25 protein-coding genes, 7 tRNA genes and 1 pseudogene are annotated in these 25,546 nt (G+C 65.6%); 20 read left to right on the top strand and 13 right to left on the bottom strand.

Features of this window, described 5'->3' with window-relative positions; all coding sequences use genetic code 11:
* Positions 1–4 precede the first annotated feature (4 nt).
* From N7590_RS12140 to N7590_RS12105, 8 genes are all read left to right on the top strand, one after another.
* Positions 5–778, top strand: coding sequence for a YggS family pyridoxal phosphate-dependent enzyme (locus N7590_RS12140; RefSeq protein ID WP_164087957.1), 774 nt, complete (start codon positions 5–7; stop codon positions 776–778).
* Positions 775–1,476: a glutamine amidotransferase gene (locus tag N7590_RS12135; RefSeq protein WP_164242701.1), complete on the top strand. Its 702-nt coding sequence runs from the start codon at positions 775–777 to the stop codon at positions 1,474–1,476. The genes N7590_RS12140 and N7590_RS12135 overlap by 4 nt, the downstream gene beginning before the upstream one ends.
* Positions 1,473–1,697 (top strand): hypothetical protein, encoded by a 225-nt coding sequence (locus tag N7590_RS12130; protein WP_053510853.1) that lies wholly within the window; start codon positions 1,473–1,475, stop codon positions 1,695–1,697. Before N7590_RS12135 ends, N7590_RS12130 begins: the two co-directional genes overlap by 4 nt.
* A gap of 148 nt (positions 1,698–1,845) precedes the next feature.
* Complete coding sequence (locus tag N7590_RS12125; RefSeq protein WP_164087959.1) at positions 1,846–2,355, top strand: sigma-70 family RNA polymerase sigma factor; 510 nt, start codon at positions 1,846–1,848, stop codon at positions 2,353–2,355.
* On the top strand, positions 2,352–3,278 hold the full coding sequence (locus N7590_RS12120; RefSeq protein WP_279935549.1) for a FecR domain-containing protein: 927 nt from the start codon (positions 2,352–2,354) through the stop codon (positions 3,276–3,278). The genes N7590_RS12125 and N7590_RS12120 overlap by 4 nt, the downstream gene beginning before the upstream one ends.
* A gap of 64 nt (positions 3,279–3,342) precedes the next feature.
* Positions 3,343–5,814: a TonB-dependent receptor gene (locus N7590_RS12115; RefSeq protein ID WP_164242703.1), complete on the top strand. Its 2,472-nt coding sequence runs from the start codon at positions 3,343–3,345 to the stop codon at positions 5,812–5,814.
* Positions 5,801–6,601 (top strand): ChaN family lipoprotein, encoded by an 801-nt coding sequence (locus tag N7590_RS12110; RefSeq protein WP_279935546.1) that lies wholly within the window; start codon positions 5,801–5,803, stop codon positions 6,599–6,601. The genes N7590_RS12115 and N7590_RS12110 overlap by 14 nt, the downstream gene beginning before the upstream one ends.
* Positions 6,594–7,307 carry an energy transducer TonB gene (locus tag N7590_RS12105; RefSeq protein WP_279935544.1) on the top strand — a complete coding sequence of 238 codons (714 nt, stop codon included), beginning with the start codon at positions 6,594–6,596 and terminating at the stop codon, positions 7,305–7,307. The genes N7590_RS12110 and N7590_RS12105 overlap by 8 nt, the downstream gene beginning before the upstream one ends.
* 158 nt (positions 7,308–7,465) lie before the next feature.
* On the opposite strand, the gene N7590_RS12100 is transcribed toward N7590_RS12105, so the two are convergent.
* The 7 genes from N7590_RS12100 to N7590_RS12070 all read right to left on the bottom strand — a co-directional run bounded on the left by N7590_RS12100 (position 7,466) and on the right by N7590_RS12070 (position 16,919).
* Positions 7,466–8,368, bottom strand: coding sequence for a cation diffusion facilitator family transporter (locus N7590_RS12100; protein ID WP_006461443.1), 903 nt, complete (start codon positions 8,366–8,368; stop codon positions 7,466–7,468).
* Between the two features lie 28 nt (positions 8,369–8,396).
* Positions 8,397–10,685 carry an Orn/Lys/Arg decarboxylase N-terminal domain-containing protein gene (locus N7590_RS12095; protein WP_164242817.1) on the bottom strand — a complete coding sequence of 763 codons (2,289 nt, stop codon included), beginning with the start codon at positions 10,683–10,685 and terminating at the stop codon, positions 8,397–8,399.
* A 20-nt stretch (positions 10,686–10,705) separates the two neighbouring features.
* A complete protein-coding gene (gene adiC / locus N7590_RS12090; RefSeq protein ID WP_006461445.1) occupies positions 10,706–12,058 on the bottom strand; it encodes an arginine/agmatine antiporter in 1,353 nt (450 codons plus the stop codon).
* Positions 12,059–12,134: 76 nt separating this feature from the next.
* Positions 12,135–13,580, bottom strand: coding sequence for a DcaP family trimeric outer membrane transporter (locus N7590_RS12085; RefSeq protein ID WP_164242818.1), 1,446 nt, complete (start codon positions 13,578–13,580; stop codon positions 12,135–12,137).
* Positions 13,581–14,095: 515 nt separating this feature from the next.
* Positions 14,096–14,935 carry a thiol:disulfide interchange protein DsbG gene (gene dsbG, locus N7590_RS12080; RefSeq protein WP_279935541.1) on the bottom strand — a complete coding sequence of 280 codons (840 nt, stop codon included), beginning with the start codon at positions 14,933–14,935 and terminating at the stop codon, positions 14,096–14,098.
* A gap of 30 nt (positions 14,936–14,965) precedes the next feature.
* Positions 14,966–15,769 (bottom strand): TlpA disulfide reductase family protein, encoded by an 804-nt coding sequence (locus tag N7590_RS12075; RefSeq protein WP_053510836.1) that lies wholly within the window; start codon positions 15,767–15,769, stop codon positions 14,966–14,968.
* Positions 15,770–15,851: 82 nt separating this feature from the next.
* A complete protein-coding gene (locus N7590_RS12070; protein WP_053510834.1) occupies positions 15,852–16,919 on the bottom strand; it encodes a helix-turn-helix domain-containing protein in 1,068 nt (355 codons plus the stop codon).
* A gap of 185 nt (positions 16,920–17,104) precedes the next feature.
* Between N7590_RS12070 and N7590_RS12065 the strand changes: the two genes are divergently transcribed.
* The 7 genes from N7590_RS12065 (at position 17,105) to N7590_RS12035 (ending at position 18,440) form a co-directional block, all read left to right on the top strand.
* Entirely contained in the window at positions 17,105–17,503 is a 399-nt protein-coding gene (locus N7590_RS12065) for a heavy metal-responsive transcriptional regulator (RefSeq protein ID WP_164242820.1), read from the top strand.
* Between the two features lie 102 nt (positions 17,504–17,605).
* Positions 17,606–17,681, top strand: a tRNA-Ala gene (locus N7590_RS12060).
* Between the two features lie 54 nt (positions 17,682–17,735).
* Positions 17,736–17,811 (top strand) — tRNA-Glu (locus N7590_RS12055).
* 184 nt (positions 17,812–17,995) lie between these two features.
* A tRNA-Ala gene (locus N7590_RS12050) sits at positions 17,996–18,071 on the top strand.
* 48 nt (positions 18,072–18,119) lie between these two features.
* Positions 18,120–18,195: transfer RNA gene (locus tag N7590_RS12045), tRNA-Glu, on the top strand.
* A gap of 45 nt (positions 18,196–18,240) precedes the next feature.
* Positions 18,241–18,316: transfer RNA gene (locus N7590_RS12040), tRNA-Ala, on the top strand.
* Between the two features lie 48 nt (positions 18,317–18,364).
* Positions 18,365–18,440: transfer RNA gene (locus tag N7590_RS12035), tRNA-Glu, on the top strand.
* 60 nt (positions 18,441–18,500) lie between these two features.
* On the opposite strand, the gene N7590_RS12030 is transcribed toward N7590_RS12035, so the two are convergent.
* Positions 18,501–18,917: a GNAT family N-acetyltransferase gene (locus N7590_RS12030; protein WP_008267409.1), complete on the bottom strand. Its 417-nt coding sequence runs from the start codon at positions 18,915–18,917 to the stop codon at positions 18,501–18,503.
* 77 nt (positions 18,918–18,994) lie between these two features.
* On the opposite strand from N7590_RS12030, the gene N7590_RS12025 reads away from it, so the two are divergent.
* Entirely contained in the window at positions 18,995–19,951 is a 957-nt protein-coding gene (locus tag N7590_RS12025; RefSeq protein ID WP_053511701.1) for an SOS response-associated peptidase family protein, read from the top strand.
* A 45-nt stretch (positions 19,952–19,996) separates the two neighbouring features.
* Here the strand turns inward: N7590_RS12025 and N7590_RS12020 are convergent, their stop codons facing one another.
* Both N7590_RS12020 and N7590_RS12015 read right to left on the bottom strand, forming a co-directional pair.
* Positions 19,997–20,194 (bottom strand): hypothetical protein, encoded by a 198-nt coding sequence (locus N7590_RS12020; RefSeq protein WP_006461763.1) that lies wholly within the window; start codon positions 20,192–20,194, stop codon positions 19,997–19,999.
* 69 nt (positions 20,195–20,263) lie between these two features.
* A complete protein-coding gene (locus tag N7590_RS12015) occupies positions 20,264–20,644 on the bottom strand; it encodes a response regulator (protein ID WP_053511700.1) in 381 nt (126 codons plus the stop codon).
* Positions 20,645–20,776: 132 nt separating this feature from the next.
* Between N7590_RS12015 and N7590_RS12010 the strand changes: the two genes are divergently transcribed.
* Positions 20,777–20,862: transfer RNA gene (locus tag N7590_RS12010), tRNA-Leu, on the top strand.
* Positions 20,863–20,953: 91 nt separating this feature from the next.
* On the opposite strand, the gene N7590_RS12005 is transcribed toward N7590_RS12010, so the two are convergent.
* Positions 20,954–21,454, bottom strand: a complete 501-nt coding sequence (locus tag N7590_RS12005; protein ID WP_279935538.1) for a hypothetical protein — start codon at positions 21,452–21,454, stop codon at positions 20,954–20,956.
* Between the two features lie 163 nt (positions 21,455–21,617).
* On the opposite strand from N7590_RS12005, the gene N7590_RS12000 reads away from it, so the two are divergent.
* The 3 genes from N7590_RS12000 to N7590_RS11990 all read left to right on the top strand — a co-directional run bounded on the left by N7590_RS12000 (position 21,618) and on the right by N7590_RS11990 (position 24,220).
* On the top strand, positions 21,618–22,622 hold the full coding sequence (locus N7590_RS12000; RefSeq protein WP_279935537.1) for a P63C domain-containing protein: 1,005 nt from the start codon (positions 21,618–21,620) through the stop codon (positions 22,620–22,622).
* An 83-nt stretch (positions 22,623–22,705) separates the two neighbouring features.
* A complete protein-coding gene (locus N7590_RS11995) occupies positions 22,706–23,482 on the top strand; it encodes a hypothetical protein (RefSeq protein WP_279935536.1) in 777 nt (258 codons plus the stop codon).
* A gap of 72 nt (positions 23,483–23,554) precedes the next feature.
* A complete protein-coding gene (locus tag N7590_RS11990; RefSeq protein WP_279935535.1) occupies positions 23,555–24,220 on the top strand; it encodes an SOS response-associated peptidase in 666 nt (221 codons plus the stop codon).
* Positions 24,221–24,284: 64 nt separating this feature from the next.
* On the opposite strand, the gene N7590_RS11985 is transcribed toward N7590_RS11990, so the two are convergent.
* A complete protein-coding gene (locus N7590_RS11985; RefSeq protein ID WP_279935534.1) occupies positions 24,285–24,644 on the bottom strand; it encodes a hypothetical protein in 360 nt (119 codons plus the stop codon).
* A 1-nt stretch (position 24,645) separates the two neighbouring features.
* Positions 24,646–25,546, bottom strand: a pseudogene (locus N7590_RS11980) (phage tail protein); the annotation flags it as partial.

Here is a 25,546-nt window from a genome sequence, read left to right as displayed (position 1 = left end):
CCGCATGCCCCTTGCCGCCGCCGACTGGCCCATGGCCCAGTCTGTTGAACAGATCGCCGCCAACCTGGCCACCGTGCGCCAGCGCATCGCCGACGCCTGCGCCCGCGCTGGCCGTGATCCGGCCAGCGTGCGCCTGCTGCCGGTCAGCAAGACCGTCGATGACGCCCGCATCCGCATGGCCGTGGCCGCTGGTTGCCACGAACTGGGCGAGAACAAGGTCCAGGAGGCACAGCGCAAGGCCGAGGCCATGGCCGACCTGGGCGTGCACTGGTCGGTGATCGGCCACCTGCAGACCAACAAGGCGCGCTACGTGGCGCGCTTCGCCAGCGAGTTCCAGGCGCTGGACAGCCTGCGCGTGGCCGAGGCCCTGCAGCAGCGCCTGCAAGTGGAAGATCGCACGCTGGAGGTGTTCGTGCAGGTCAATACCTCGGCCGAGCCCAGCAAGTACGGACTCGAGCCCGGCGCGGTGGAGGGCTTCGTGCAGCAGCTGCCGGCCTTCGATCGTCTGCGCGTGCGCGGCCTGATGACCCTGGCCGTGTTCACCCCGGATGTCGAGCGCGTGCGCGCCTGCTTCGTGCGCCTGCGCGAACTGCGCGACCAGCTGCAGTGCTCTGCGCCCGCCGGCCTCGACCTCTCGCAGCTGTCGATGGGCATGTCCGGTGACTTCGAAGTCGCCATCGAGGAAGGCGCCACCGTGGTCCGCGTCGGCCAGGCCATCTTCGGCGCCCGCGCCACCCCGGACAGTTTCTACTGGCCCCACAGCGGAGCACCGGCATGAAGCACGCGGTGGTCCTGCAGCACGTTGCCTTCGAAGACCTCGGCACCCTGACGCCGCTGCTGCTGGCGCAGGGCTGGCAGCTGCAGGTGCTGCAGGCCGGTGTCGACCCGCTCGACGATGCCGAAGCGGCCGAGCTGCTGGTCGTGCTGGGTGGCCCGATCAGTGCCAACGACACAGAAACCTATCCCTTCGTCACCGACAGCATCGCCCTGCTGCGGCGTCGCCTGCAGCAGCAGCGGCCAACCCTCGGCATCTGCCTCGGTGCGCAGCTGATGGCGCGCGCGCTCGGCGCCAGCGTCGTTGCCAGTGGCGGCAAGGAGATCGGTTTCGCGCCACTGCTGCTCACCGATGACGGCCAGCGCTCGCCCCTGCAGGCCCTGCAGGGCATTCCGGTACTGCATTGGCACGGTGAGGGCTTCGAACTCCCGCCCGGCGCGAGCCGCCTGGCCAGCACGCCCGCCTGCCGCCACCAGGCATTTGCCATCGGTCAGCACGCGCTGGGCCTGCAATGCCATCCGGAGCTGGACGCGCGCCAGTTCGAACGCTGGCTGATCGGCCACACCCTGGAACTGGCCCAGGCCGGCATCGACCCGAACGACCTGCGCGCGCAGGCGCGCCGCTATGGTGCGCCGCTGGCAGCCGCCGCCACCGCGATGTTCGACCACTGGCTGCAGGACCTGCCGGAGATGCCACGATGAATTACCGGTTGCAGGTCTACCGCGATGGCGCCTACTGGGGCCACTTCGACTGCAGCGGCCCCGACGCCCTGCTGCGCATGGACGTCATCGCCGCACGGCTGCCCAGCGAACAGGGCTTCCAGCTGAAGCGGCAGAAAGGTATCGGCGAGGAGCGCATCCTGTCCAGCAACGCTGACGGCCTGCGCGTGCTCGCCGCGCAGATCCAGTACCGCGATCTTTGACCCGTTTGGGGGCATGCCGGCCAACGGCTGGCGGTCCCATCACTGGCTGATGACCGCCCATTGATGCAAATGATTCTCTTTTGCTGTAAGGTGCTGCCGCTGCCCTTGCCGCCGCGGGCTGTTCCCTTTCCCAGTTGTCGCCCGCCCCGTGTCCACGCCTGTCGAACCGACGGATGTCGCGCAGCTGTGCGCGGCCCATTACCGGCCGCTGCACGCCCATGTCCGCCGCAAACTCCCGCAACGCAGCGATGCCGATGACGTCGTCCAGGAAACCTGGCTGCGTATCGTCAAGGTCGCCGCCAGCGGCCTGCTGAACAATGGCCGCGCCTATCTGTATCGCGTTGCCCACAACCTGATCGCCGACCACTACCGGCAGCGCCAGCGCCGGCGCGAAGAGGCGCTGGACGACATCCAGCTGCATGCCATCGCCGATCCCGCACCGCTACCGGACCAGCGCCTGCTCGACGCCGAACAGCTGCGTCATCTCGATGCGATCATCGCCGCGCTGCCACCGCGCTCGCGCCAGGTATTCCTGCTCGCCCGTGTCGAGCAAATGGCCCTGGCCGAGATCGGGCGCCAGCTCGGCATCAGCCGCCAGACCGCGCATGGCCATCTGCTGCGCGCCCTGGTCGCCCTGCAGCAGGTACCTGGCCCATGAGCCAGGACACCATCGCACGCGAAGCCGCCCGCTGGTGGCTGGATGGGCACGACGGCGAACGCGATGAGAACGCGTTCAATCAATGGTGCCAGGCCGACCCGCGCCATGCCCTGCAGTACCAGCACCTGCAGCAGCTGTGGCAGGCCGGTGCCGCCACCCCCAGCCTTCAGCGCCAGCAGCAACGCCGGCGCCGCCGCCACCTGGGTGAAGCCGGTATTGCGGCGCTGCTGCTGTGCGCGCTTGGACTGTATGGCCACCCTGCCCCGCCGCCGGCCGCGCAGGTGCTGCGCACCGCCGCTGGCGAAATCCGCGACGAAGCGCTGCCGGACGGTTCGCATGTCCTGCTGTCGCCGGGCAGCGAAGTGCATGTGCGCGTTGATGGGCAACATCGCCAGTTGCAACTGCAACGCGGCCAGGCCTGGTTCAAGGTCGCCGCCGACGCCCGCCGGCCGTTCCAGGTGCATACGCCGCATGGCACGGTCACTGCACTGGGTACTGCCTTCGACCTCGTCGTGCAGGGCAACAGCAGCAGGGTCACGGTCACCGAACATCGCGTCCGGGTAGAAGACGGCAGCGGGACCGTGCAGGCGACCGAGGGGCAACAGGTACGCTTCAACGGAAAGTATCCGCCTGCCGCCCAGCCGGCAGACAGCGGCGGCCTTGCCTGGCGCGAACGACGCCTGCACTGGGTCTCGGCCCCCCTGGCCGATGTGACCGAAGGCCTGGACCGCTGGCACGGCGGGCACACCTGGATCATCGGCGCGCGCCTGCGCCAGCAACCGGTCACCCTGCTGGGCAGTGCCGACGGCGCAGCCAGCAACCGCGATCAACTGGCCGCGCAGCTGCACGTGCGCGTGCTGCGTCTGGGCGCGGGCGTGCAGGTCTGGTTGCCGCCGCGCAGGGAACATGCTGATGCACCCTGACATCGGGCCTGCGGCTGCGTCTACCCAGGATGACGACGCTCTGCGTCAGCCCCTGGAGCCTTCGATGCTGTGCCACCGCCCCCTTGTTCTTGCCCTGTCGCTGGCCTGTGCCAGCACGGTTCCGCTGTTGCCCTCCAGCGCCCACGCGCAGGTGGCCACCCGCACCTATGATCTGCCCGCGCAGCCACTGGCCGCCGCGCTGGATGCGTACAGCCGCCTGACCGGCGTCGACCTGGTGATCGGCGCGGCATTGCCCACCGGTCATCCTGCACCGGCCCTGCGCGGTGACTTCGATGACGCACAGGCGCTGTCACGCCTGCTGGCCGGCACTGGCCTGCGCCCACGCTTCATCGATGCACGCCGGGCCACCCTCGAACCGGCGCCCGCCGAGCGCAGCGACGGCAGCCGCCGCACCGGGCCACTGCGCGTGCAGGGCGACACCGCGCATGGCCAGGCACCAGGCACCGGCGCCAGCCAGTACGTGCCCGCCACCCGCGATGGCTTCGCTCCCGCTGTAGGCAGTGAGCGGGTGGCGATGGCCGAGCGCCAGGATGGCAACAGCCTGCTGCGCTCGATGCCCGGAACCCACAGCTTCCATTCGCGCAGCCAGCCCGGCCTGCAGGTCAACATCCGCGGCATGACCGGCGCCGGCCGGGTCAACACCATGATCGACGGTGTCACCCAGACCTTCCGCAACAACGCCGGCCATGGATCGGGTGGTCCGTTCGCCTACGTCGATCCGTTCCTGCTGGCCGGCGTGGACGTGCAGCGCGGCGCGGTCGCCGGTGGCGATGGCGCTGGTACGCTGGCCGGCAGCGCCAACTTCCGCACCCTGGACATCGACGATCTGCTTGGCGAAGGCCGCGACTGGGGCCTGCGTGCAGGCTACCGGCATGGCAACAACGGCTATGGAAGTGGCCGCACCTTCGCCGGCGCATGGCGCCACAGCGAAGACGGTGGCGACCGCCAGTTCGGCCTGCTCGCCGCCGCCAGCAGCAGCCGCAGCGGCGAATACGCGACGGCACGCGGGCAGACCAACAAGGCCGACCCTGGCAGCCAGCAGCCCAGCAGCTGGCTGCTGAAAGCGCGCCTGCAGCCCAGCGACCAGCATCGGCTCGACCTGAGCCACATGCGTTACGAAAACGACTTCTACCACAACTACCCGTGGCAGATTTCCGCACGCAACCAGCGCGCCAGCTACCACTACACGCCCTACTCTCCGTGGGTCGACCTGCGTGCGACCTTCGCCAGCAACAAGACCCGGCTGTTCTACCCGCCGGTGGAGGACTCCAGCTACATCGGCCGTCGTACCCACAGCAGCCTGAGCAGCTGGACCCTCGACAACACCAGCCGCTTCGACATCGGCGCGCTGCAGGCGCGCTGGAACACCGGCATCAAGCACCAGTCGGACATCTTCGTGGCCGATACGCCTACCCTGCGCGGCGCCAACCCGCAGGGGCGCAGCCAGCTCGACAGCGTGTTCAGCACGCTGGAACTGCAGTACGACATCTATGCACTGACCGCCGGCCTGCGCCAGGACCGCTACGGCATCCGTGGCCATATCCCCGGCTGTTCCGAGGTGCCGGGCCAGTGCGCGGAGATCAACGGCGGCGACATCGATGTGCGCCGCACCGAGCGTGCACTCAGCCCCAGCCTGGCGGTCTCTCTGCAGGCCACCGACTGGCTGCAGCTGTTCGCCGAAGTCTCGCGCACCTCGCGGCCACCACGGGTGCAGGAAATGTTCTTCGAGAAGATTCCGCTGGAGGGCATGAGCGATGCCGATGGCGTAGGTGCCAATCCGTTCCTGCGCCGCGAGCGCTCGCGCAACCTGCAGTTCGGCGCCAACCTCAGCACCGACTCGCTGCTGGTTGACGGCGACCTGGCCCAGCTGCGCATCACCCGCTTCGACAACCGCATCCGCGACTACATCAAGCCGCAGTACCTGCTGATCGTGCATCCGCCGGAAGTGGCGCCGTTCGTGGTGCCAATCGACAGCGATCCGCAGCTCAATGCCTGGACCGATACGCTGGATGCCGACGACTTCAGTACCACCACGCGCTGGATGAACCACCAGGGCATCGTGCGCATGCGCGGCATCGAGCTGGAGGCGCACTACGCCAGCGAGCATTACCACGCCACCCTCAGCTGGACCCGATCGCAGACCAGCGCGCCGGCCATCGAGTTCGTCAACCTGGAAGACATCACCGCCCTGCCCGACCGCTACTGGACGCTGGATGTGGGCGGCCGCTGGTGGCAGCAGCGCGTGCAGGCCGGCCTGCGCGCCGAATACTCCGGTCCCACCGAGGAAGGCTACGACTTCTTCCAGACCCGCAAGACCGGCGGTACCGGTGTACTGCTGGACTTCTACGCCAGCTTCAAGCCCCAGCCCAATACCACGCTGTGGCTGAACATCGAAAACCTGCAGAACAAGGCCTATGACAACAATGCCTCGATCGACAGCATCTTCAGCCCGATCCTTGACCGCGGCAACGGCCGTGGCCGCACCGTCTCGATGGGCGTCAATGTGGCGTTCTAGCCGCCGTTGGCTGCTGCTGTGCCTGCTTGCGCTGACCTCCCTGGCCAGCGCACAGCCGATGCCCGGCAAGGTGATCGACCTGGCCAGCGGCCAGCCGCTGGACGAGTCCATGTTCATCCAGCGTGCGGCCGGCGCGCAACGACTGCTGCTGGGCGAGCGTCATGACCTTGCGGGCGACCATGCCGGCCAGCGCTGGTTGCTGCAGGCACTGCACCAGCAGCGCCCGCAGGGTGCGCTGGTGATGGAAATGATCGCCAGCGAACGCCAGCCGCGGTTGCAGCGGGTACAGCGCTGGCTGGCCAAGGGCAACCAGGCCGAGGGCCCACGCCTGCAGGAACTGCTGGACTGGGATGCGCGCTGGCCATGGGCCGCCTACGGTGGTCTGGTGCAGGACGCCGCGGCTGCGGGCATTGCGCTGGTCGGCGGAAACCTGTCGCGCGCCGAGGTCAACAGCCTGCTGGCCTCTACAGAACCGGTAGCATTTCCGGTTGCTGCGGCTCGGCAACGGTTGTCGGCGGTGGTGCTGGCACAGCATGCAGACGCAGCACCGATGCTGGACGGGATGCTGGCCGTACAGTACGCCCGCGATCGCCGCATGGCACAGGTACTGACCGATGCGCCGGCCCCGGTGCTGCTGGTCGCCGGGCGCTGGCATGTACTGCGCGGTACCGGCGTGCCGGGCCATCTGCCACCGGGTACCCCGGCGTTGGTGATCGTGCTGGCGTCTCCAGGCGAACAGGTCGATGCCACCGATGCCGACCTGCTGTGGGTGCTGGGCGATGACTGAGCGTGGCCACCACTGGCAGGCCGTTGTTATCAGCATCGGCCTGCACCTGCTGCCCTTGCTGCTGCTGGTGCACTGGGTGGCCACGCCGCCCGCGCTGCCCCCCCAGGAACAGGACGTGCGCATCAGCCTGCGCCTGCTGGCACCGGCCACGCCGCCGCAACCGGTGGAGGAACGCCAGGCCGACACCCCCAGCCAGGCGCAGCAGGCACGTGCATCGCAGCCGACGAAATCGCCCCCACCGCCCACCCCCACCGCAGCACGCGAGGGTGAGCTGGCGGCCAGCGAGACCGGTGGCCTTGGCCGGCAGCCGCTGCCGATCGCCCCGCCTGCGGCCGCGACCGATGCAAGTCCCGCACCGGCATCGATCACGGCCGCGCCGCCCGCTCCAGACGCACCCCCTGCGGACTTCCAGGCCGGCGCCGCCAGCGACCAGTGGGAAGCCCGCCTGATGGCGCGGCTGGAGCGGTACCGCTACTACCCTGCCGCCGCGCGCTCACGACGCCAGCAGGGCACGGCCTGGGTCAGGGCCAGCATCGACCGTGAGGGGCGGCTGCTGGCACTGCGTCTGGAGCAGTCCAGTAGCCAGCCGATGCTGGACGACGCCGCGCTGCAGACCTTCCGCCGCGCGCAGCCACTGCCGCCCATTCCTGCTGAACTGAAGGCGCCGCAGGAACTGGTGGTACCGGTGGAGTACTACCTGCGCTAGGCGCCCCAGGCCTCGTATGGATGACCGGGATTGCGCAGCAGTCTGCGACCTCAACTCCGGTTGAGGTCAAATGCATCCAACGCAACAGAGTAGTCCGGCGCGCGCAACGATCACGGCCCTTCGTAGCGTCGAACCTGCTCGACGCTACCGATGCCGGTTCAGGTCCACGCCGGATCGGCAGTGAAATCGATGGTCAGCCAGAACGTGCTGCCACGTGCATCCAGCCGTACTGCGATCTCATCACGCATCGCATCGACCTGGCCCACCGAGCCCAGCGGTGTCGCCGGGTCGGCCAGCACATGGATCTCGATGAAGCGCATTCGCCCCATCTTCGCCACGTGGCTGGTGAAGCCGGCATAGCCGCGCTCGGCCACGAACGCCTGCATCACCTGTTGCACGCGCCGGTCCAGGTCATCCGGCGCCACCTGCAGCACTTCACGCATGGCCTTCCACGCGCTTCGCGCCGGCACCGGCAGTACCGCCAGGCTGATCAACGCCAGCACGATCGAATCCAGGTACGGCACCCAGTGATGCCACTGACCGCCGTGCAGCACCAGGGCCAGCACGAAGGCCAGCACCACGGCCAGGCTCATCAATCCGCCCAGCAGCCAGCCACGCACGTCCAGCCACAGCAACGCCGAGCGCAGGCGCCGCGCACGCTGCGCGACGAACGCGGCCATTGCCAGGTTGCTGGCACTCAGCAACGCCGCCCACCACAGCGCGGGCCCGAACTTCACTTCGTGCCCGCCCGTGGTCAGGCCAATCACCGCGTTGGCCAGCGCATACACGCAGGCCAGCGACAGAATCACCCCACCGAGTGCCTCCACCATCGGCTCCAGGTGCCAGTAACCGTACTGGAAGCGCGGGCTCTGTTCCCGCGCCACCAGCCGCAGTACCGACAACGACACCAGCGTCAGGGCAACGTCGACCAGGCTGTAGACACCATCGAACAGGATGGCCTGCGATCCCACCAGCAGGCCACCGATGAAGCCGACCGCGCTGACCGCAATGGTCACCCCGATCGAGAACTTCAGGATGCGTTGCTCGCGCGCGGTATCCATCGTTCGCCGAAGGGCCGACCGTCGCCGGTCAGGCCTTCAGCACCTCCACCCTGTACGAGGTCTCATCGCCATCGTGCTCGATGATCAGCCCGTGCACGTCCGACTCGAAGCCCGGGAAACGGGCATTCTGCTCGCGGGCGATGCGCAGCGACTGGATGATCGGCTCGTCGCTGTCGCCGAAGCGTTCGCCCGGCATGATGGTCGGGATGCCCGGCGGGTACGGCACCAGCATGGTGGCGGCGATGCGGCCGCTGAGCAGCTCGATGTCGACCCGCTCGATCTCGCCCTTCACCAGGTGATTGTAAGCGTCCGCCGGGGTCATCACCGGGGTCGGCAGGTCCACGTACATTTCGCGCATCACCTTGGCCACCGAGAATTCCTGGTTGAACGCGTGCAGCGCATCGCACAGGTCACGCAGGCCCCAGCCAGCATAGGCATTCGGATAGTCAGCGGCCAGAGACGGGAGTGCCTGGCTCAGCGGCGCGTTGCGGTCGTACAGTTCCTTGAACGCCATCAGCTCGGTGACCAGCGTGCTCCACTTACCCTTGGTGATGCCCATCGAGAACAGGAACAGCACCGAGTACAGGTTGGTCTTCTCCACGGTGATGCCGCGGCCCCACAGGAACTTGCTCAGCACCGCCGCCGGGATGCCCAGCTTGCCCATGCTGCCGTCCATCGCCAGCCCCGGGGTCAGCAGGGTCACCTTGATCGGGTCGATCAGCACATAGTCGTCAACCAGGTTCTCGAAGCCGTGCCAGTGCGCATCCGGCTGCAGGTACCACTCTTCGCGCTTGGCCACCAGCGGTGCCGGCGTATCGCCCTTGTCCAGGCTGCGCTCGACCTTGGTGGGCTGCCACACGCTGAACCACCAGTCGTCGCGGCCAAGGTCATCGCGCACGTGCAGCATCGCGCGGCGGAACGCGATCGCCTCGTCGTGCATTTCCTGCACCAGCGAACGGCCGGCGTCACCTTCCATCATCTTCGAGGCCACGTCACAGGCCGCGATCACCCCGTAATGCGGGCTGGTCGAGGTGTGCATCATGAACGACTCGTTGAAGCGCTCGGCATCCAGGTTGCGATGTGCGGAATTGCGCACGTGGATCATCGACGCCTGCGAGAACGCGGCCAGCAGCTTGTGGGTGGAATGGGTGGTGAAGATGATCGCATCCTGCTCACGCGGCTTGCCCTTGGCCATGCCGTAGTGGTTCTCGTAGAACGGATGGAACGCGGCGTAGGCGTACCAGGCTTCGTCGAAGTGCAGGAAGTCGACCGCGCTGCCGATCTCGTCGGCGATCTTCTCGGCGTTGTAGCACAGGCCGTCGTAGGTCGAGTTGGTGACCACCGCGATGCGCGGCTTGGAGCCGGCCTGGTAGGCCTTGCTGGCCAGCGGATTGGCGGCGATGCGCTGCTGCAGCGACTCGGGCGTGAACTGGTCCAGGCTGATCGGCCCGATGATGCCGTGCGCGTTGCGGCTGGGGGTGAAGTACACCGGCACCGCGCCGGTCATGATCAGCGCGTGCAGCAGCGACTTGTGGCAGTTGCGATCGACGAACACCACGTCGCCACGCGCCACCGTGCCATGCCAGACGATCTTGTTGGCGGTGGAGGTGCCGTTGGTGACGAAGAAGGTATGGTCGGCACCGAAGTTGCGCGCCGCTTCGTTCTCGGCGTCCTTGATCGGGCCGGTATGATCGAGCAGCGAGCCCAGCTCCGGCACCGAGATCGACAGATCGCTGCGCAGGGTGTTCTCACCGTAGAACTGGTGGAAGGCGCGGCCGACCGGCGACTTGGTGAACGCCACGCCGCCGGCATGGCCCGGCGTATGCCAGGAGTAGTTCGACTCGGCCGCATGGTGGATCAGGGCCTTGAAGAACGGCGGCAGCAGGTTCTTCATGTAGTCTTCGGCCGCGCGCATGACCTGCCGCGAGATGAAGCTCTTGGTGTCTTCAAACAGGAAGATGAAGCCATGGATGTACTTGAGCAGCTTGCTCGGCACCTTCTCGATGGTACGGCGCTCGCCGTACAGGAACACCGGCAGGTTGGCGCGGCGCGCGCTCTGCTCACGCAGGAACGCGGTCAGGCGCTGGAACTCGCCGTCCACCTCTTCGCTGCCATCGATCGAGATCAGCACGGCCGAAGCGGCCACGTAGGTGCGGGCACCGGCACGGGCATCATCCAGGTTCAGGCCGCACAGAACGCGCTGGTCGTTGCTGCGCAGCTCTTCCACCAGTGCACGGATCAGGATGCCACCGATGCGCGGCGACTCGTAGTCGTTGTCGATGACAATGACCGGGTAGTCCAGGGACTTGAAGTACACGTTGATTCTCCTTGTCTAACTCAGGAACGCTGGGCGCCGGCGCTGATCGCCGAGGCCTCGCGGGCGCGCTGCCGCTGCTGGCGGCGCTCCTCGCTGAAGAAGGGATAGAACACGGTGATGAACAGCACGAACAGGAAGGCGTACTGCACGATGGTTCCCGACGAACCATAGATCGCCCACAGGCAGTACACGACGGTCAGGCTGGTCAGCGTCCAGAACGCTCCGGTGTGGACCAGCGTGTGCGAACGCTCGACCACGAAGTAGCACGCCACGCACGAGTAGATGTAGGGCAGCAGCGTCAGTACCACCGCCGCCGACGTGATCACGTCGAACTGCGCGGACGCGGTTTCCGAGGTGGAGGTGACCAGCACCGCCAGGGTCATCAGCACCGCTACGATCAGCACGCCCTTGACCGGCACGTCATCCTTGTTGGTCTTGCTGAAGATGCTCGGGAACAGGCCGTCATCCGACGCCGCCTTGGCGCTCTGCGCGGTCAGCAGGATCCAGCCGCCCAGCGAACCGGCAGCACCGATGAAGGCGCACAGGCTGACCAGAGCACCGCCCCAGCCACCGACGGCCTTTGCCGCGGCCAATGCGAACGGGGCATCGGAGGTCTGCAGTTCACCGTTGGGCACCATGCCCATGATCACCGAGGAGCTGGCGATATAGGCGATGGCAGCCAGGAACACGCCCGCCAGCGTGGCCCGGGCCACGTTCTTTTCCGGGTTCTCGACCACGCCGGCGGTCACCGAGGCCGATTCGACGCCGATGAAGGCCCACAGGGTCAGCGCCGCGGCGCTGGAGATCGCACCGAAGTTCGACTCACCGGACACGTTGTAGGCGCCCTTGAAGATGTCGGCATCGAAGAAGAACCAGCCGAAGATGGCGATGCCCAGGATCGGCACCAGCGCGAAGCTGGTGGTGACCGTCTGCACGCGGCTGACGAAGGCCGGGCCGATCATGTTGGCGAAGCTGAGCGCCCACACCAGCACCAGCACCGCGATGCAGCGCACCAGCGGCTCGGACAGGATCGGGAAGAAGTAGCTGAAGTACCCCACCGCGGCGATCGGAATGGCGACATTACCGATCCAGTTGGCGAACCAGTAGATGGTGTTGGTCTGGAAGCCCATGTACGGCCCGAACCAGTCACGCGCGTAGGCATAGGGACCACCCGCCTTCGGTGCCAGCTTGCCCAGCTTGGCGAACACGAAGGCCAGCAGCAACGCGCCGGCAGTGGTGATCAGCCAGCCCCAGATCGAGGCGGTACCGATCTTGGCCAGGCTGGACGGCAGCAGGAACACACCCGAGCCCATCATGTTGCCGGCGACGAGAAAGGTGGCTCCGACCACCCCGATTTTCTTTGCTTCTGCCATGACAATCTCCTGTACTGGCATGAGCCCGGTGCGACCGGGCGTGGGGACGGTTGCGCTGGCGTACGGCCGCTGGCGCTTACTTGATGAAGTTGTATTGCAGGCTGCCCTGCACCCGGACCGTGTCGCCGCGCGTGCCGCCCTGCTGTTCCAGGCGGCCGTACAGCAGCTCCATGCCCATCGTCCACGACGGCGCCGGGCTCCAGATCAGGTTGAACACGCCGTAGCGGCTCTGCCGGAACGCGTCGGCCGCCAGTGCCGCATTCCGCTCCAGGGTCAACTGCCCGAAGATCAGGTTCGAGCGCCACAGCTCGGACCAGTAATGGGTGTAGCCCACGAAGCCACCATGCAGGTCCAATGCATCCAGGCGGCCATCGGCGCCGACCACGGCATCCAGCCCGGAGCCGGTCAGGTCGGCGGTGTAGCGACTTAGGCCGCGGCCACCCAGGGCACCAAACAACAACAGGTCGCGCTCGCCCACCGAGGCCGAGCCGCTGAGCTGCAGGCCGCCGGCCATGCGCCGGTCGCGCTCGCCATCGCCGTCATAGGCCAGGCTGCGCGCCACCGCACCCAGTTGCAGATGGCCCCAGTCACGCTCCATGCGCGCGGTCACCGTCACATCGGGCAGGCGGTTCACTGCGGCCCGTTCCTCGGTGGCCCCGGCCAGTTCGGTCTTCGGGTCTTCAGCGGCGACGGTGAGCGTGTTGCCCTTGCCCATCGCGAAGCTGTGGTGGATGCCCGCCACCAACAGATAGCCGGCACCGCCCGGCCCTGCGAAATCCAGCGTGTCGGGCAGGCTGTCCGGGTCCATGAAACTGGAATAGCCGTAGCCGGCGTAGGTATTGCCGAGCTGGCCATAGGCATGGCGCAGCCGGAACTCGTAGCCATCGCTGCTGCCGAAGAAGTCGTTTTCCAGGTAGAAGCGCAGATTGCCATGCGTGGTCGGCCGCCGCGCCTCGAAACTGAAGCGGGTCTGCTTGGCGTGGATGTTGAAGTTGGAGACATCACGATGGCTGCCACCCACCGGCATGGATGACGGAATGAATTGATCCTCATCACCCGCCGCGCGCGAGTCGGCGATGGCATCCAGCTTGGCGTAGCCCCCGATGCGGATCACCGTGTCGGTCCCGGGAATGGCGAAGAAGCCTTTCAGATCGGGGTCGGTCGGGCCTGCGGCGCTGTCCGGACGCGATGCGGCGGTGGACGGGTCAGCCACGGAGTCGCGTTGCGGCAGCACCGGCTGTGCCACACCCGGCACCTGGGTGCGATGGACTACATCGGTCGCAGCCGTCGTTGCAGCACCAGCCGCTACAGGCGCTGCCGGCATCTGCGCCAACGCAGGCGCAGGCGTCGCGTCGCGTTGTTCAAGCCGATCCAGGCGCTGCTGCATGCCTTCCAGCGCCTGCCGCATGGCGGCAATCTCGCGCCGCAGTGCCTGTGTATCCTCCGCATCGTGCTGTTGCGCATACGCTGGCGTGATCGCCAGTGCACCCAGACACGCCAGACTCAGTACCGCCACACGCATTGCATCCTCCCCGGACGAACATTCGCATCACGTTCCCGGAGCGCACGCATGCGCCACCCTGGCCTCGCGTTGCCGTTGCTGGAAATGCAGGTACTGCGTCGACGACACCGGTCAGCCTGCGCGTGGCAGGCAACAGAACGATGACACTGTCCTGCCTGCCCCCATGTCGACTCCATCAAGGCCGCACTGCCAGAGAGGTGGCGACCGCAGCGGTCTGGGTAACAAGCAGGGAGTGAGAGTGTCGTGAATGGCTGAGCCGGCCGACCCCGATTGGGGGCTGGCGAACGCGGCATCCATCGCGTAGTGACGCTGTATTCCATGCGTCACAGGCTAATCCGGCTGTCGTTCTTGGCCTTGATTGGAATCAAGGCGCGATGCTTGATGTCAGTCACGATTCAGACGTGACGAAGAACAGGTGCTGCGCAGGTGGCTGTGCCCGCCTGGGCCGCTGAACGCAGCAGGCCCGCATGTCACCATGCGGGCCTGCGGTTCACGTCATGCGATGCGGGTTTCGATCAGCGCGGGCCCAGCACCGTCTGCAGGTCATCCCCCTGCGGCAGGCCGGCGCGACGCTGCACCTGGCCCTGCGCGTCCTGGAACAGGATGCCCGGCGTGCCCTGGAAGCCCATTTCGATCATCAACACCTGGTTGGCATCGAGTTTGCCGGCGATCTCGCGGCTGATGCTTGGCAGTGCCTTGATGCCACCGCGGTCGAACTGGTGCTCGTTCTCCAGCAGCGCCGCGCTCGGGTCACGCGCCGACAGGATGGCTGCGGCCTTGGCCGGGCTGTCCTCGCGGATTACGCCGACCATGATGTGGCGCAGCTGCACCTTGCCTGCATCGACCCATCGGCGGGCCGCTTCCCAGAACTTGTGGCAGTACGGGCAATTGGCATCGCTGAAGGTATAGACCACACGCGGTGCGTCGGCCTTGCCATCACGCACCCAGGCGCTGGCCTCCAGCTTGGTCCACATCTTGGCCGACATCGGTGCGGCGACCAGCTTTTCCACGGCCTCGGCAGCCACGTCGTTGCCTTCGGCATCGAACAGGCTGCCGACCAGCACGTGCTTGCCGTCAGCGGTGACGTAGGCCGCAGCCGGCTGCTGCCCCCCCACCACACCGGCGAAGCCACGCAGTCCACCCGGCGCATCGAACTCGGCAACGACCTCGAAGCCGTGCTTTTCGATGCCCTTCAACACTGCGGGACGGTCACCCTTGGCAGCGGCCGGCGCGCTTGCCGCCGGTGCCGGCGCAGCTTTGCCTGGCGGAGTCTGGGCCTGGCTGCAGGCGGCCAATGCCAGCATGACCGGCAACAACAGCAACGCCGGAGCGGTGCGCAGGGAAGTCGACAACATGGGAACTCCGTAGTGAGATGCCCGCGCAGGCTACCGCAGCCGGCGCAGTTTGTGTTCAAGACCAGCGGCGGTCAGTTCGCCCAGGTGCAGTTCACGCAGGCGCCCGTCGGCATCGAAAAAGAGGGTCGAAGGATAGGCCTGCACGCCCAGCACGGTTGATGCGGCCGCGTCGTCGTCCAGCAACACGTTCCCCAGCACCAGCCGCTCGTCGGCGAGAAAACCCTGGACCTCATCCAGGGTTTCGCCTTGATTGAGGAATACGAACTGCACATCGGCATGTGCCTGCTGCGCCGCGGCCAGCACCGGCATTTCTCGGCGGCAGGGGCCACACCATGTGGCCCACAGATTCAGTACCAGCGGCGAGCCCCGGAACTGTTGCAGATCAACCTGGCCACCCTGCAGATCCGTCACCTGCAGCGTCGGCAATGGCATCTGGCGCTCCTGCCACAGCGACAATACCTGGCTCCCTCCAAACCAGAGCAATACGCCGACCAGGGCCGCTGTCAGCACCGGCGCACGTAACACGGGCCATCGGCGCAGGCGCCACAGCCCCCACGCAAGCCCCGCCAGCACCACCACCACCAGATGATAGCCACCATCGGTGATCTGAAGAATGCTCCACGGCGCGCCACCATACAGCGCGAAATTCAGTGCCACGAAACTGATGCGACCGCACAGCAGGCCGATCAGGAGCATGTCCAGCACCATGCTGGCCGCCGAGGGCAGCGGCTCCGGGGCGTTTCCGCGTGGCCACAGGCGGGCAACCGCCATGGCCAGCGCAGCGCACACAAGAATCAACACCACCGGCATCGGAACCGGTCCAACACTCGACATCAACCCACCTGTTCAATCATTCATCCACTCCATGGTCGAAGCGTCACGCCCAGGTTGCAAGCACGACTGCAACATTGATGTCTCACGCGGCGCTTCGCCCCAGCTGCGCACCCGTCGGCGCCTGCAGCCCACGCAGGCTGCCTGCGACCGAAGGCATCAGCGGCCGCTCGCGTCGCTTGCAGCTGACATGGCGGCGATAGTTGGCGGGCGTCATGCCCACAATGCGAAGGAACAGGCGCCGGAACGCGCTCTGGTCGGCATAGCCCACCCCCCAGGCCACTTCGTCGATACCGGCGCCCTGCTGCAGCAGCGTCTGCGCCTTGGCGATGCGCAGCCGCTGGCAATACTCGATGGGCCGCAGACCGGTGGCCCGGAGGAAGCGTCGCTGCAGCGTCCGCGGTTCCAGCCCGGAAACCTCACAGATCGCGGCCAGGGTGGCACCACGCGCGGCGGTCGTATGCAGCCAGCGCTGCGCCTTCAATACATCGCGATCACCATGCGCGAAATTGGCGCTGAAGCGCTCCAGATCCTGCTGTACCCCATCCGGCACCGTGATGCCCAACTGTTGCGCCACCGCGCTGGCCACGCCCTGTCCATGCAGCCGGTACAGCAGCCGAAGCCCCAGGAAACGCCACGCCTGCGAGCCGCCGACGGTCAGCAGATCGCCGTCATCGACCAGCGCACGCTCGCTCGGCACCCAGCTCACGGCCTGCGCCTGCAACCCCGGGTGTCGCCCCAGATCAGGCCCGCTGACCGTTCGCCCGGCCAGCAGGCCCGCACGCGCAAGAACGCTCACACCTTCGCTGGCTGCAGCCAGCAGGCTGCCACCGTCATAGTGGGCACGCAGCCAGTCCAACACGACTTCTTCGGCACGCAGGCAGGTGCCGGGACTGATCTGCCCGGGAACGGCGATCACCGCAGGAATGGCGGCATCAAGCATCTCCGCACCGGCGATGCGGTGCACACCAGTCTGACTGGCGGGTACGATCCAGCGCGTGACCAGCACACGCTTGAACGGCCGGCGCTGTTGCTGGGCCAGACGATTGGCGACATGAGCCATCTCGGCCAGTACGGAAGCGGCGGACGGATCGCCTCCCGGGTACTCGACCACCGCGACCTCGACGAATCCCTCGTTCCTGATTCCATCCACAGACCACCTCCTCGGTTTGTTACAGGCCATCGAACGGCCGGTTCAGGCGAAGGGTAGGAACTGGTCCCGCGGCGGGGCTATGAAGAAAGTTGCAAAGTGCCCTGAATACGCACTTCGGGCCCAGCCTTGACCCTCGACCAGACTCCAGGCTTCACAATGAGCGGCAGCACCTGCAGGAATCCGCCATGAACATTGGACAACTGGCCCGCCAGGCCGGCGTGCCGATCGATACCGTCCGCTACTACGAGCGGCAGCAGCTGCTGCCGACGGCGGCGCGGTCGGCCGGTGGCTACCGCATCTTCGGCGAGCCGGACCTGCGCAGGCTGCGCTTCATCCGCCGCGCCAAAGCGCTTGGCTTCAGCCTGGACGAGATCGGCGAACTGCTCGCGCTCAGTGATCGTCACTCGCAGGACATGGGCAGCGTGCGCGACACCGCACGGGCCCGCCTGCAGGACATCGCGCAACGGATGGCCGAACTGCAGCGCATGCACACCGCGCTTTCGCAGCTGGTCGACGCCTGCCCCGGGCATGGTGCGCTGGATCAATGCCCGATCCTGGCGGCACTGACCGGCGACAACGCGTAGCCACGGCGACAGGAATCTGCCGCGCAGCGTGCGTGAAGAAAAGTGCAACAAATGCTTGCCAACCCCTTGGGGCAAGGCTATTATTTCGCTCCTCAGCGACGTGGGGCCATAGCTCAGCTGGGAGAGCGCCTGCATGGCATGCAGGAGGTCAGCGGTTCGATCCCGCTTGGCTCCACCAATCTTTCGGCATTAGGCCGTCGAAAGGTCGCTAAAGAACATTGATGAGAATTGCGTCCCCATCGTCTAGAGGCCTAGGACATCACCCTTTCACGGTGGCGACCGGGGTTCGAATCCCCGTGGGGACGCCACTCATCACGAACAACGAGGACCCGGCCGATAACCGGGTCTTTTTTGTTCACCGCCTACCGGCATTCAGGTTGTGGCGTTGCGGTTCCCCTGCCCCTGTGGCTTCGGATGAACCGGGACGAAAAAAGTTGAAAAAAGGCTTCCACAAACGTGAACACGCAGGTATGATAGGCGGCTCGGTAACACGGGGCCATAGCTCAGCTGGGAGAGCGCCTGCATGGCATGCAGGAGGTCAGCGGTTCGATCCCGCTTGGCTCCACCACTTTCGACATTAGGCCGTCGAAAGTTCTACAACTTGAAGTTTTCGTGCGTCCCCATCGTCTAGAGGCCTAGGACATCACCCTTTCACGGTGGCGACCGGGGTTCGAATCCCCGTGGGGACGCCAGTTTCAAACGGACTCTGCTCCCGGCAGATCATCCGCAGTTTCATGGGGGCCATAGCTCAGCTGGGAGAGCGCCTGCATGGCATGCAGGAGGTCAGCGGTTCGATCCCGCTTGGCTCCACCACTTCGACATTAGGCCGTCGAAGGTTCTACAACTTGAAGTTTTTCGTGCGTCCCCATCGTCTAGAGGCCTAGGACATCACCCTTTCACGGTGGCGACCGGGGTTCGAATCCCCGTGGGGACGCCAATTCTTGAGAACCCCGGCTTCGGCCGGGGTTTTTCTTTGCCTGGAATCCAGGCACTCATTTCAGAAGCGCCGATACATCCCGATCGACGCCGGCGCGGTGGGCGCGAAGCCGAACTGTGCATACAACCGGTGCGCTTCACCATCGGCCAGCAGGCTGACGTACGCCGACGGCGGCAGGCTGGCCCGCATCCAGTCGTCCAGCCGCCGCATCACCTCCTTGCCCAGGCCCTGCCCCTGCAGGCGTGGCAGCACGGCGATGTCGCAGACCTGCAGGTGGCAGCCGCCATCGCCGACGATGCGCCCCATCGCTACCAGCTCATTGCCCTGGTAGGCGCATACGCCGAACAGGGTATTGGGCAATGCGCGCGCAGCGGCTTCCTGATGCTTGGCACTGAGGCCTGCCAGTACACGCAGCCGGCAGTAGTCCTCGACCGTGGGCACGGCTTCGCGGAACTGGCAGGTGGCGGATTCATTCATGCGGCATCTCCTGATGGGTCGGGCTATCCTGCCGCATCCACGTCGCAGCCGCTGCGACCCACACCGGCAGAGTTCGCATGTGCTATTCCGCCCTGATCCGCGCCGACTACGCCAAGCTGGTGCGCGAGTTCGGCGCCATTCTCTCGCTGGAGGAATTCGCCGAGCTGTACGCGCACGATCCCGGCAAGAAGCGCCCGAAAACCCCAAAAGCCATGGACGACGGCTTTGCCGGCGCGCGCACGGAACAGGGCCGCGACATCGTGGCAAAGATCCAGCAATGGCATGCCCAGGAGCAGCAGGCACTGGAGGCCGAGCTGGTCCGGCAGCGCGAACGACGCGATATCGCCCACGCCACGCTGGCGACCCGCCCCACCCAGAAGGCGCGCAACGACCTGCGCGTGGCCGGCAACCGCATCGAGCGCGCGCAGGCCCGGCTGGAGGATCTGCATCGGGTGCAGCTGCTGCCGCGCGACAACCGCATCTTCCCGGGCACCTACGCACCGGTCATGGTCAGCGACAACGGCCAGCGGGTGATCAAGCCGATGCGCTACCAGTGCCGGCTGCCGGACACGCCAGCACGCAACGACGTGCTCTACCCCGGCACCTACAATGCACGGCGCGACAGCCTGGAAGGCTACTGGCGCGGCGCATTCGGGCTGCGCCATGGGGTCGTGGTCGTGCAGGCGTTCTATGAGCACGTGCCACGCCACGCCATCGACGCACGCACGCTGGGCGCCGACGAGAAGGAACAGGACGTAGTGCTGGAATTCCGCCCCGATCCGCCACGCGACCTGCTGCTGGCCTGCCTGTGGGCGGAGTGGGAAGGGCCGGAAGGCCGGCTGCTGTCGTTTGCCACGATCACCGACGCCCCGCCACCCGATGTCGCCGCCGCCGGGCATGACCGCGGCGTGGTGCCGATCCGCCGGGAGCACCTGGACGCCTGGCTCAATCCGGACCCGGATGACCTGGCCCTGCAATACCGCATCCTCGACGACCGCGAGGACATCCGCTACGTGTACGACGAAGCCGGATGAACACCACGCGCCTATGAAAAACCCCGCCTGGGCGGGGTTTCTGGATCAGGGGTTGCCGCCGCACATCGCCTCTTCGCAGAAGGCTTGTTCCTGCAGGCACTGCTCGACCTCACCGCCGCGCGCGATGCAGCTCTTGTAGAGCTGGAAGCAGGGCTGGCCGCACCATGCCGCAGTCGCGGTACCACCGAAGACCGCCATCGAAAGGACACCCGCGGCAACCATGCGCTTGATCCACTTCTTCATGCCACTCTCCTTGTAGGCCTGAGCATTCAGGCCACGGCAGCATACGCCGGTCCTCTGCGCCGGGGCCAATCAGGCCTTGACGCGGGAATGCCCCACCGCGCGCACCAGCGCCTTGGACAGATCCACCGACAGGTACGGCTTGACCAGCAGCACCCCGGCCAGCATCGACGCCGGCAACTGCTCGGCCAGCATGCCGGTGGCCAGCACGAACGGCACACCGCGTGCCGACAGCGCTGCCGCCACGGGCTCGCTGGTCTCGTTGCGGGCCAGGCGATAGTCGAGCAGGGCCACGTCCGGCGCCGAATCCTCCAGCAGGCGCAGCGCTTCGTCCACGCTCGCCGCCAACCCGACCACGGTCGCGCCGGCATGCACCAGCTGCATCTGCAGCAGCGCGGCACTCATTTCGTCGTTCTCGACCACCAGCACCCTCAGGTCCTGCAACACTGTCATCGGCTACCGCTCCTGGAGGTATTCACGCCGCCGCAGTATAGCCACCACGGGGCCGATGCCGACAGGAAGCGCCCCGAATGGCCCTGCCCCTATGAAAGCCCTGCCGACCTCGGTTACACTCACGCGCTGCCTGCCGGTGTGGCGGAATGGTATACGCAGCTGACTCAAAATCAGCCGGGGGTGACCCCATGAAGGTTCGAGTCCTTTCACCGGCACCAAAGACCCTTGCGGCATAAGGGCTTCAACGAAAATGGCGTAATGGAGTCGTGAATCTTCCGGCTCCGCCTTTTTTCTTAACTCCCTCTCTCGCTAAACGCCGCGCTGCATCTGCTGCAGCCCTGACCTCACCCACGCCTTGCGCGCGTCCTTCGGGCGGGGCTTGGTCTCTGCCGGCGGCTTGCGCGGCTCCAGCGCTGCCTTGATCCGCTCGACCTCCTCAGCTCCGGCCTCAGCCAAGCGCCGAGCCTGTTGCTGCTGCTCGCGGGTCGGCGGCAGGCCGGGCAGTGGTGGCGGGGGCTGGATCGGGGTGCTGTCGGTCAGCCGAGCGACGGCCTCACGAAGGGGCAGACAGGGATAGAGCCTGGCCGCGCACCAGCGCTCCGCGTAGCGCTTCGCCTGGCGGACGTTGGCGGCACGCGCTTCCTTGGTCTGCCACATCTTCTGGCCTTCCATCCATAGCCGGACGCCAGGACCGCCATCGAACGTGACGTTCGCCGTTTCCCGGCCGTTGTACCAGAGCGCCCAGCGCTCGCCGGTCTGGACCCAGCCAGAGGGAATCGGGGCAGTGCGGAAGCCGTGGGAGGAATACATGGCCGGAAGGATACGGCCGGCCGTCGCAGATCCTGAGAACAGGCCCGCTACCTTTGTGAATCGCTCAACCTTCAAGACAAACACCAAAAGCCGCTCAGCATGCATGTTGCGTCCGGATGCTTGCTGATGCATATTGCACGCATCCGACGAAGGAGTGCTTGCTATGACCGAAGAATCTCCCGATAGCCCTCAATCCGCAGGCGGCAAGGCGAGGGCCACTGCACTGTCTGAAAGCAAGCGCTCCGAAATTGCCAAGAAGGCCGCCGAAGCGCGGTGGGGCGGTGTGAAGAAGGCAACCCATGAGGGGACGCTCACAATCGCTGGAGTTCCAATCCCCTGCTACGTGCTGGAAGACGGCAACCGTTACATCAGCACGCGAGGAATCATGAAGGCGCTCAAGCGCCCATGGAGAGGCCGCAAATACACTGGGACCGAATTGCCTGTTTTCATCGAGGCAGGCAACCTATCGCCCTTTATAAACAATGACTTGAAGGAAATTCTGACCGGGACCGAAGTGCGCAGCACGAAAGGCGTCGTCTCGGAAGCTTTCCGCGCCGAGGCGCTCCCGGCTGTGTGCGACATCTACCTGCGCGCTCGCGAGGCTAAGGCGCTTACCGCTACCCAGCTCGTCGTCGCGCAGCAAGCAGAGGTCCTTGTCCGGGCACTTTCGCAACTTGGCATCATCGCCCTGGTTGACGAGGCCACGGGCTACCAGGAAGTCAGACCTCGGGACGCGCTGCAGCAGTACCTGGATGCCGTTCTTCGCAAAGAACTCGCCGCTTGGAGCAAGCGCTTCCCTGATGAGTTTTACGAGAACATCTATAAGCTAAAGGGCTGGACTTGGCCTGGCATGAAGAAGAACCGGTTCAGTGTCGTTGCGCACTACACTCGCGACCTTGTCTATGACCGACTCGGAACTGGGGTTCTTAAGGAGCTGGAAATGCGCTCGCCAAAGAATGAGAGCGGCGCACGGCCAAATAAACTTCACCAGTGGCTGTCGGATGACGTAGGCCACCCTCTTCTTGCCCAGCACCTCCATTCGTTGATCATGTTCCAGCGCTTGGCGATCGCCAGCGGGCATGGTTGGCAGAGATACGTAAAGATGGTTGACCAGGTGCTGCCGAAGAAGGGCGACACACTGGAGCTTCCGCTCAATGATCCAGACTGAACAGGAAAATCACTGAATCGATACACGATCAGTGACAAGCGTGTTCGCATCGATGTCCCACCTGAAGATCGAATCCCTGACCAATGACAAATGGAATTTACAATGTGCATCCAATGGAGAGCCCCAGGTATCACCTTGCGCGCGCGAAAGCCCGATTTCGCGATACCCGAGTCCAAGTTCAGCAACACGCCAACTCCGGCGCCTTCTCATTAGTTACCGAAACTGATCCAGAGAACGGCAAACGCACAACCGTACTAAGAAGGACAAAGAGAACGCCAATCGCGGTCGGCGCAGCGGTAAACGATGCGTTTGAGGAGCTGCGAAAGGCTCTCGACCAGGCGTGCTATGCGGTTGCCAAGGCAGCGGGCAAAAGTGGAAAGAAGTGCGCATTCCCCTTTGGTGAAACAGAACAAGAACTTGCTGGGAGGCGGAATGGAATAAGCCGGGAGATCCCAAAGGAGATTCTTGATGCGATTCTCGCATTCCAGCCCCGACTCGACGGCGACAAACTCTTATGGGCAGTCAATGCCATTGCCAACCACAGCAAGCATCGTGTGACCGTCACGTTTCCAACGCCTGTTTCCAGCGCAACCTTTGGCCAGATTGTCCTCAACGGCACTGGCAGCATCTTGGGGCCGTGGGACGAAGCCCGAGGTGAGTTGATTATTGCGGAGGTCGATGCAGGCTCCGAAGTTTCCATTGGAGATATGCAGTTTGGCGTGAGCCTAAGGTTCGGTGACATTGAGGGCCTGGAAGGGCTGGAAGTCGAACCCGTCTTCCTTTACGCAGAGTCGAAAGTTGCACAAATTCTGGATGCGATCGAGGAAAAGGCAGAGGAACTGGCCTTGTTTCGCAGCTAGATGAGCGCGACCTGAGTCAGAGTCAGGACATCCCAATACGTCGAACTAACCTGGTAGGACTACCCTACAAGTATGTGCGGCCGATTCGTCCAGCTCCCCGTGATCGACTTCGGCCAGCCGGGGCTGGCTGACCTTGCCCCCGGCCTGGCCGAGATCCAGCCCAGCTACAACCTGGCGCCGACGCAGCGCGCCTCGGTGATCCTGGACCGCGGCGAAGGCCGGCAGGTCACCCGCTTGGCGTGGGGCCTGCTGCCGTTCTGGGCCAAGGCCAAGGGCCTGCAGGGCTCGACCATCAACGCCCGCATCGAGACAGTGGCCACCAAGCCGGCATTCCGGTCGGCGTTCAAGAAGCGCCGGTGCGTGATCCCCATGGCCGGCTACTACGAGTGGTCGGTCAGCCCCGAGGACGGGAAGAAGGACCCGTGGTTCATCCACGCCAAGGGCCCACTGCTGGCCGCCGGCTTGTGGGAGGACGCCAGCCCCCTGCTGCCCGACGGCAACCTGGGCACCTTCACCATCATCACCGGCGACAGCAGCGGCGTATCGGCCGACATCCACGACCGTATGCCTGTCTGGCTGCAGGCCGGCCAGATCGATGATTGGATGGGCGCCAGCCCGGACGACGCCATGGCAATGCTGCTGGCCAGCGAGCCGCCGGCCATGGAGGCTTACCGCGTCAGCCGCTCGGTCAACACGCCGCGGAACAACCGCGAAGATCTGCTGCAGGCAGTTGCGTAAGCGCCTCCTAGGCCGGGCCCCGCGCCCGCTGGTCTGATCTCAATGCCCCCCACCCGGCAGTGCCTCAATCCCCACCGCCCGCCGGTGGCGCGACGATCTCCGGTGCCGGCGGGTTCTCTGCTTCCCACACGCGATCCGTCGCGGCCTTGATCAGCGCCATCAGCTTCCAGCCAGGCTCGGTGATCTGCTCGCCCGTCTGCGGGTGGGCGAAGGTGTATTCGCCCGCCAGCAGGTCACGGATCGGAGCGCGCACTGTGCTGTCATAGCTCCTGGTGTTGACCTGCCCCGTGCCCGGGTTCCAGTCCACGCGATCGAAGAAGAACAGCACCGGGCCGTCATTGGCCCGGAAGTCCCACTGCACATCGATTCGGGTCGCCAACATCTCGACCCGGTTGTTGTTGCTCTCGGAAAGAATCGGTGACATCTCATTGCTCCACGGAAATGATGCCCAGCGTCTGATTGATCACCACACCGACCGTACCGCCGCTCGCCGTGCCGGTGGCCACGTTGCGGGTGACGATGATCGCCCGGTAGGTGAACTGCTCGGTGCCCGGGGTGTTGTCGGTGAAGGTGTGCGAACCAGCCATGCGCGAGGTCAACTGCGAGGGGCCGCCTTGCTCGTTCAGCACCTCATAGCTGCCCGTGACGTTGAAGTTGGTAATGAACTGCTCTCCGCCGTTTCCGACCTTCCGGTAGATCGCGATGGTGGCGTTCACAGGCCCGGAAACCCCGGTCCACCGGCCCGTGTTCGCCGTGTCGGTCTTGGTCATGTCGTAGCTGACCACGACGTTCTTGGCGCGTCCCAGGGTCGAGAATGGCCCGTTGATGATCTCGGCGTTGCCGTTCGTCGAGGTGGTCTGCACAGCATTCTTGAGCACGCCGGCCGACAGGCTGCCACCGAAGTAGCCGTTGCCCTGGTTGTCGACCCAGAACAGGCCGTTCGCCTTGCTGGCATTGCCCGGGTTGGAACCCACACCGATCCACATCATCAGGTCGTTGGACACCCCGAACGGCTTGCCGTGTACCATCATGTAGGCCCCTGACCGGGTGATCCAGCGGCCGCCCTCGAACGTCGTGCTACCGGTGTTGTTCGGATCAACAATGCCCAATCGATCAGCAACGAAGTCGATCCGACCGATGCTGCCGTTGTTGACAGACGTCATGCCGATGGCTCGGCCGTTTACGTCCAGTGCCCAGGTGTAGGACGCCTGCAGCTGACTCTGCCCGTTCTCCAACTGTGTCGCGCGCACTGACAGCGCCTGCGTGGCCGATGCCGTCAGATCTATCGCCGTGTCGTCGCTCCACAAGGTGGGAGTGCGACCAAGT

The organism is Stenotrophomonas sp. GD04024 (assembly GCF_029837545.1).
GTDB lineage: Bacteria > Pseudomonadota > Gammaproteobacteria > Xanthomonadales > Xanthomonadaceae > Stenotrophomonas > Stenotrophomonas forensis.
This window is presented reverse-complemented; position numbering and strand designations above follow the sequence as displayed.

What these genes read in the sequence shown, in the direction of transcription:
- N7590_RS12000 (WP_279935537.1), top strand. Translation starts at nt 21,618, where the DNA reads ATGACCGAAGAATCTCCCGATAGCCCTCAATCCGCAGGCGGCAAGGCG.
- N7590_RS12115 (WP_164242703.1), top strand. Translation starts at nt 3,343, where the DNA reads ATGCTGTGCCACCGCCCCCTTGTTCTTGCCCTGTCGCTGGCCTGTGCC.
- N7590_RS12025 (WP_053511701.1), top strand. Translation starts at nt 18,995, where the DNA reads ATGTGCTATTCCGCCCTGATCCGCGCCGACTACGCCAAGCTGGTGCGC.
- N7590_RS11985 (WP_279935534.1), bottom strand. Translation starts at nt 24,644, where the DNA reads ATGTCACCGATTCTTTCCGAGAGCAACAACAACCGGGTCGAGATGTTG.
- N7590_RS12075 (WP_053510836.1), bottom strand. Translation starts at nt 15,769, where the DNA reads ATGTCGAGTGTTGGACCGGTTCCGATGCCGGTGGTGTTGATTCTTGTG.
- N7590_RS12065 (WP_164242820.1), top strand. Translation starts at nt 17,105, where the DNA reads ATGAACATTGGACAACTGGCCCGCCAGGCCGGCGTGCCGATCGATACC.
- N7590_RS12135 (WP_164242701.1), top strand. Translation starts at nt 775, where the DNA reads ATGAAGCACGCGGTGGTCCTGCAGCACGTTGCCTTCGAAGACCTCGGC.
- N7590_RS12005 (WP_279935538.1), bottom strand. Translation starts at nt 21,454, where the DNA reads ATGTATTCCTCCCACGGCTTCCGCACTGCCCCGATTCCCTCTGGCTGG.
- N7590_RS12140 (WP_164087957.1), top strand. Translation starts at nt 5, where the DNA reads ATGCCCCTTGCCGCCGCCGACTGGCCCATGGCCCAGTCTGTTGAACAG.
- N7590_RS12130 (WP_053510853.1), top strand. Translation starts at nt 1,473, where the DNA reads ATGAATTACCGGTTGCAGGTCTACCGCGATGGCGCCTACTGGGGCCAC.
- N7590_RS11995 (WP_279935536.1), top strand. Translation starts at nt 22,706, where the DNA reads ATGACAAATGGAATTTACAATGTGCATCCAATGGAGAGCCCCAGGTAT.
- N7590_RS12100 (WP_006461443.1), bottom strand. Translation starts at nt 8,368, where the DNA reads ATGGATACCGCGCGCGAGCAACGCATCCTGAAGTTCTCGATCGGGGTG.
- N7590_RS11990 (WP_279935535.1), top strand. Translation starts at nt 23,555, where the DNA reads ATGTGCGGCCGATTCGTCCAGCTCCCCGTGATCGACTTCGGCCAGCCG.
- N7590_RS12110 (WP_279935546.1), top strand. Translation starts at nt 5,801, where the DNA reads ATGTGGCGTTCTAGCCGCCGTTGGCTGCTGCTGTGCCTGCTTGCGCTG.
- N7590_RS12015 (WP_053511700.1), bottom strand. Translation starts at nt 20,644, where the DNA reads ATGACAGTGTTGCAGGACCTGAGGGTGCTGGTGGTCGAGAACGACGAA.
- adiC (WP_006461445.1), bottom strand. Translation starts at nt 12,058, where the DNA reads ATGGCAGAAGCAAAGAAAATCGGGGTGGTCGGAGCCACCTTTCTCGTC.
- N7590_RS12105 (WP_279935544.1), top strand. Translation starts at nt 6,594, where the DNA reads ATGACTGAGCGTGGCCACCACTGGCAGGCCGTTGTTATCAGCATCGGC.
- dsbG (WP_279935541.1), bottom strand. Translation starts at nt 14,935, where the DNA reads ATGTTGTCGACTTCCCTGCGCACCGCTCCGGCGTTGCTGTTGTTGCCG.
- N7590_RS12085 (WP_164242818.1), bottom strand. Translation starts at nt 13,580, where the DNA reads ATGCGTGTGGCGGTACTGAGTCTGGCGTGTCTGGGTGCACTGGCGATC.
- N7590_RS12120 (WP_279935549.1), top strand. Translation starts at nt 2,352, where the DNA reads ATGAGCCAGGACACCATCGCACGCGAAGCCGCCCGCTGGTGGCTGGAT.
- N7590_RS12030 (WP_008267409.1), bottom strand. Translation starts at nt 18,917, where the DNA reads ATGAATGAATCCGCCACCTGCCAGTTCCGCGAAGCCGTGCCCACGGTC.
- N7590_RS12020 (WP_006461763.1), bottom strand. Translation starts at nt 20,194, where the DNA reads ATGAAGAAGTGGATCAAGCGCATGGTTGCCGCGGGTGTCCTTTCGATG.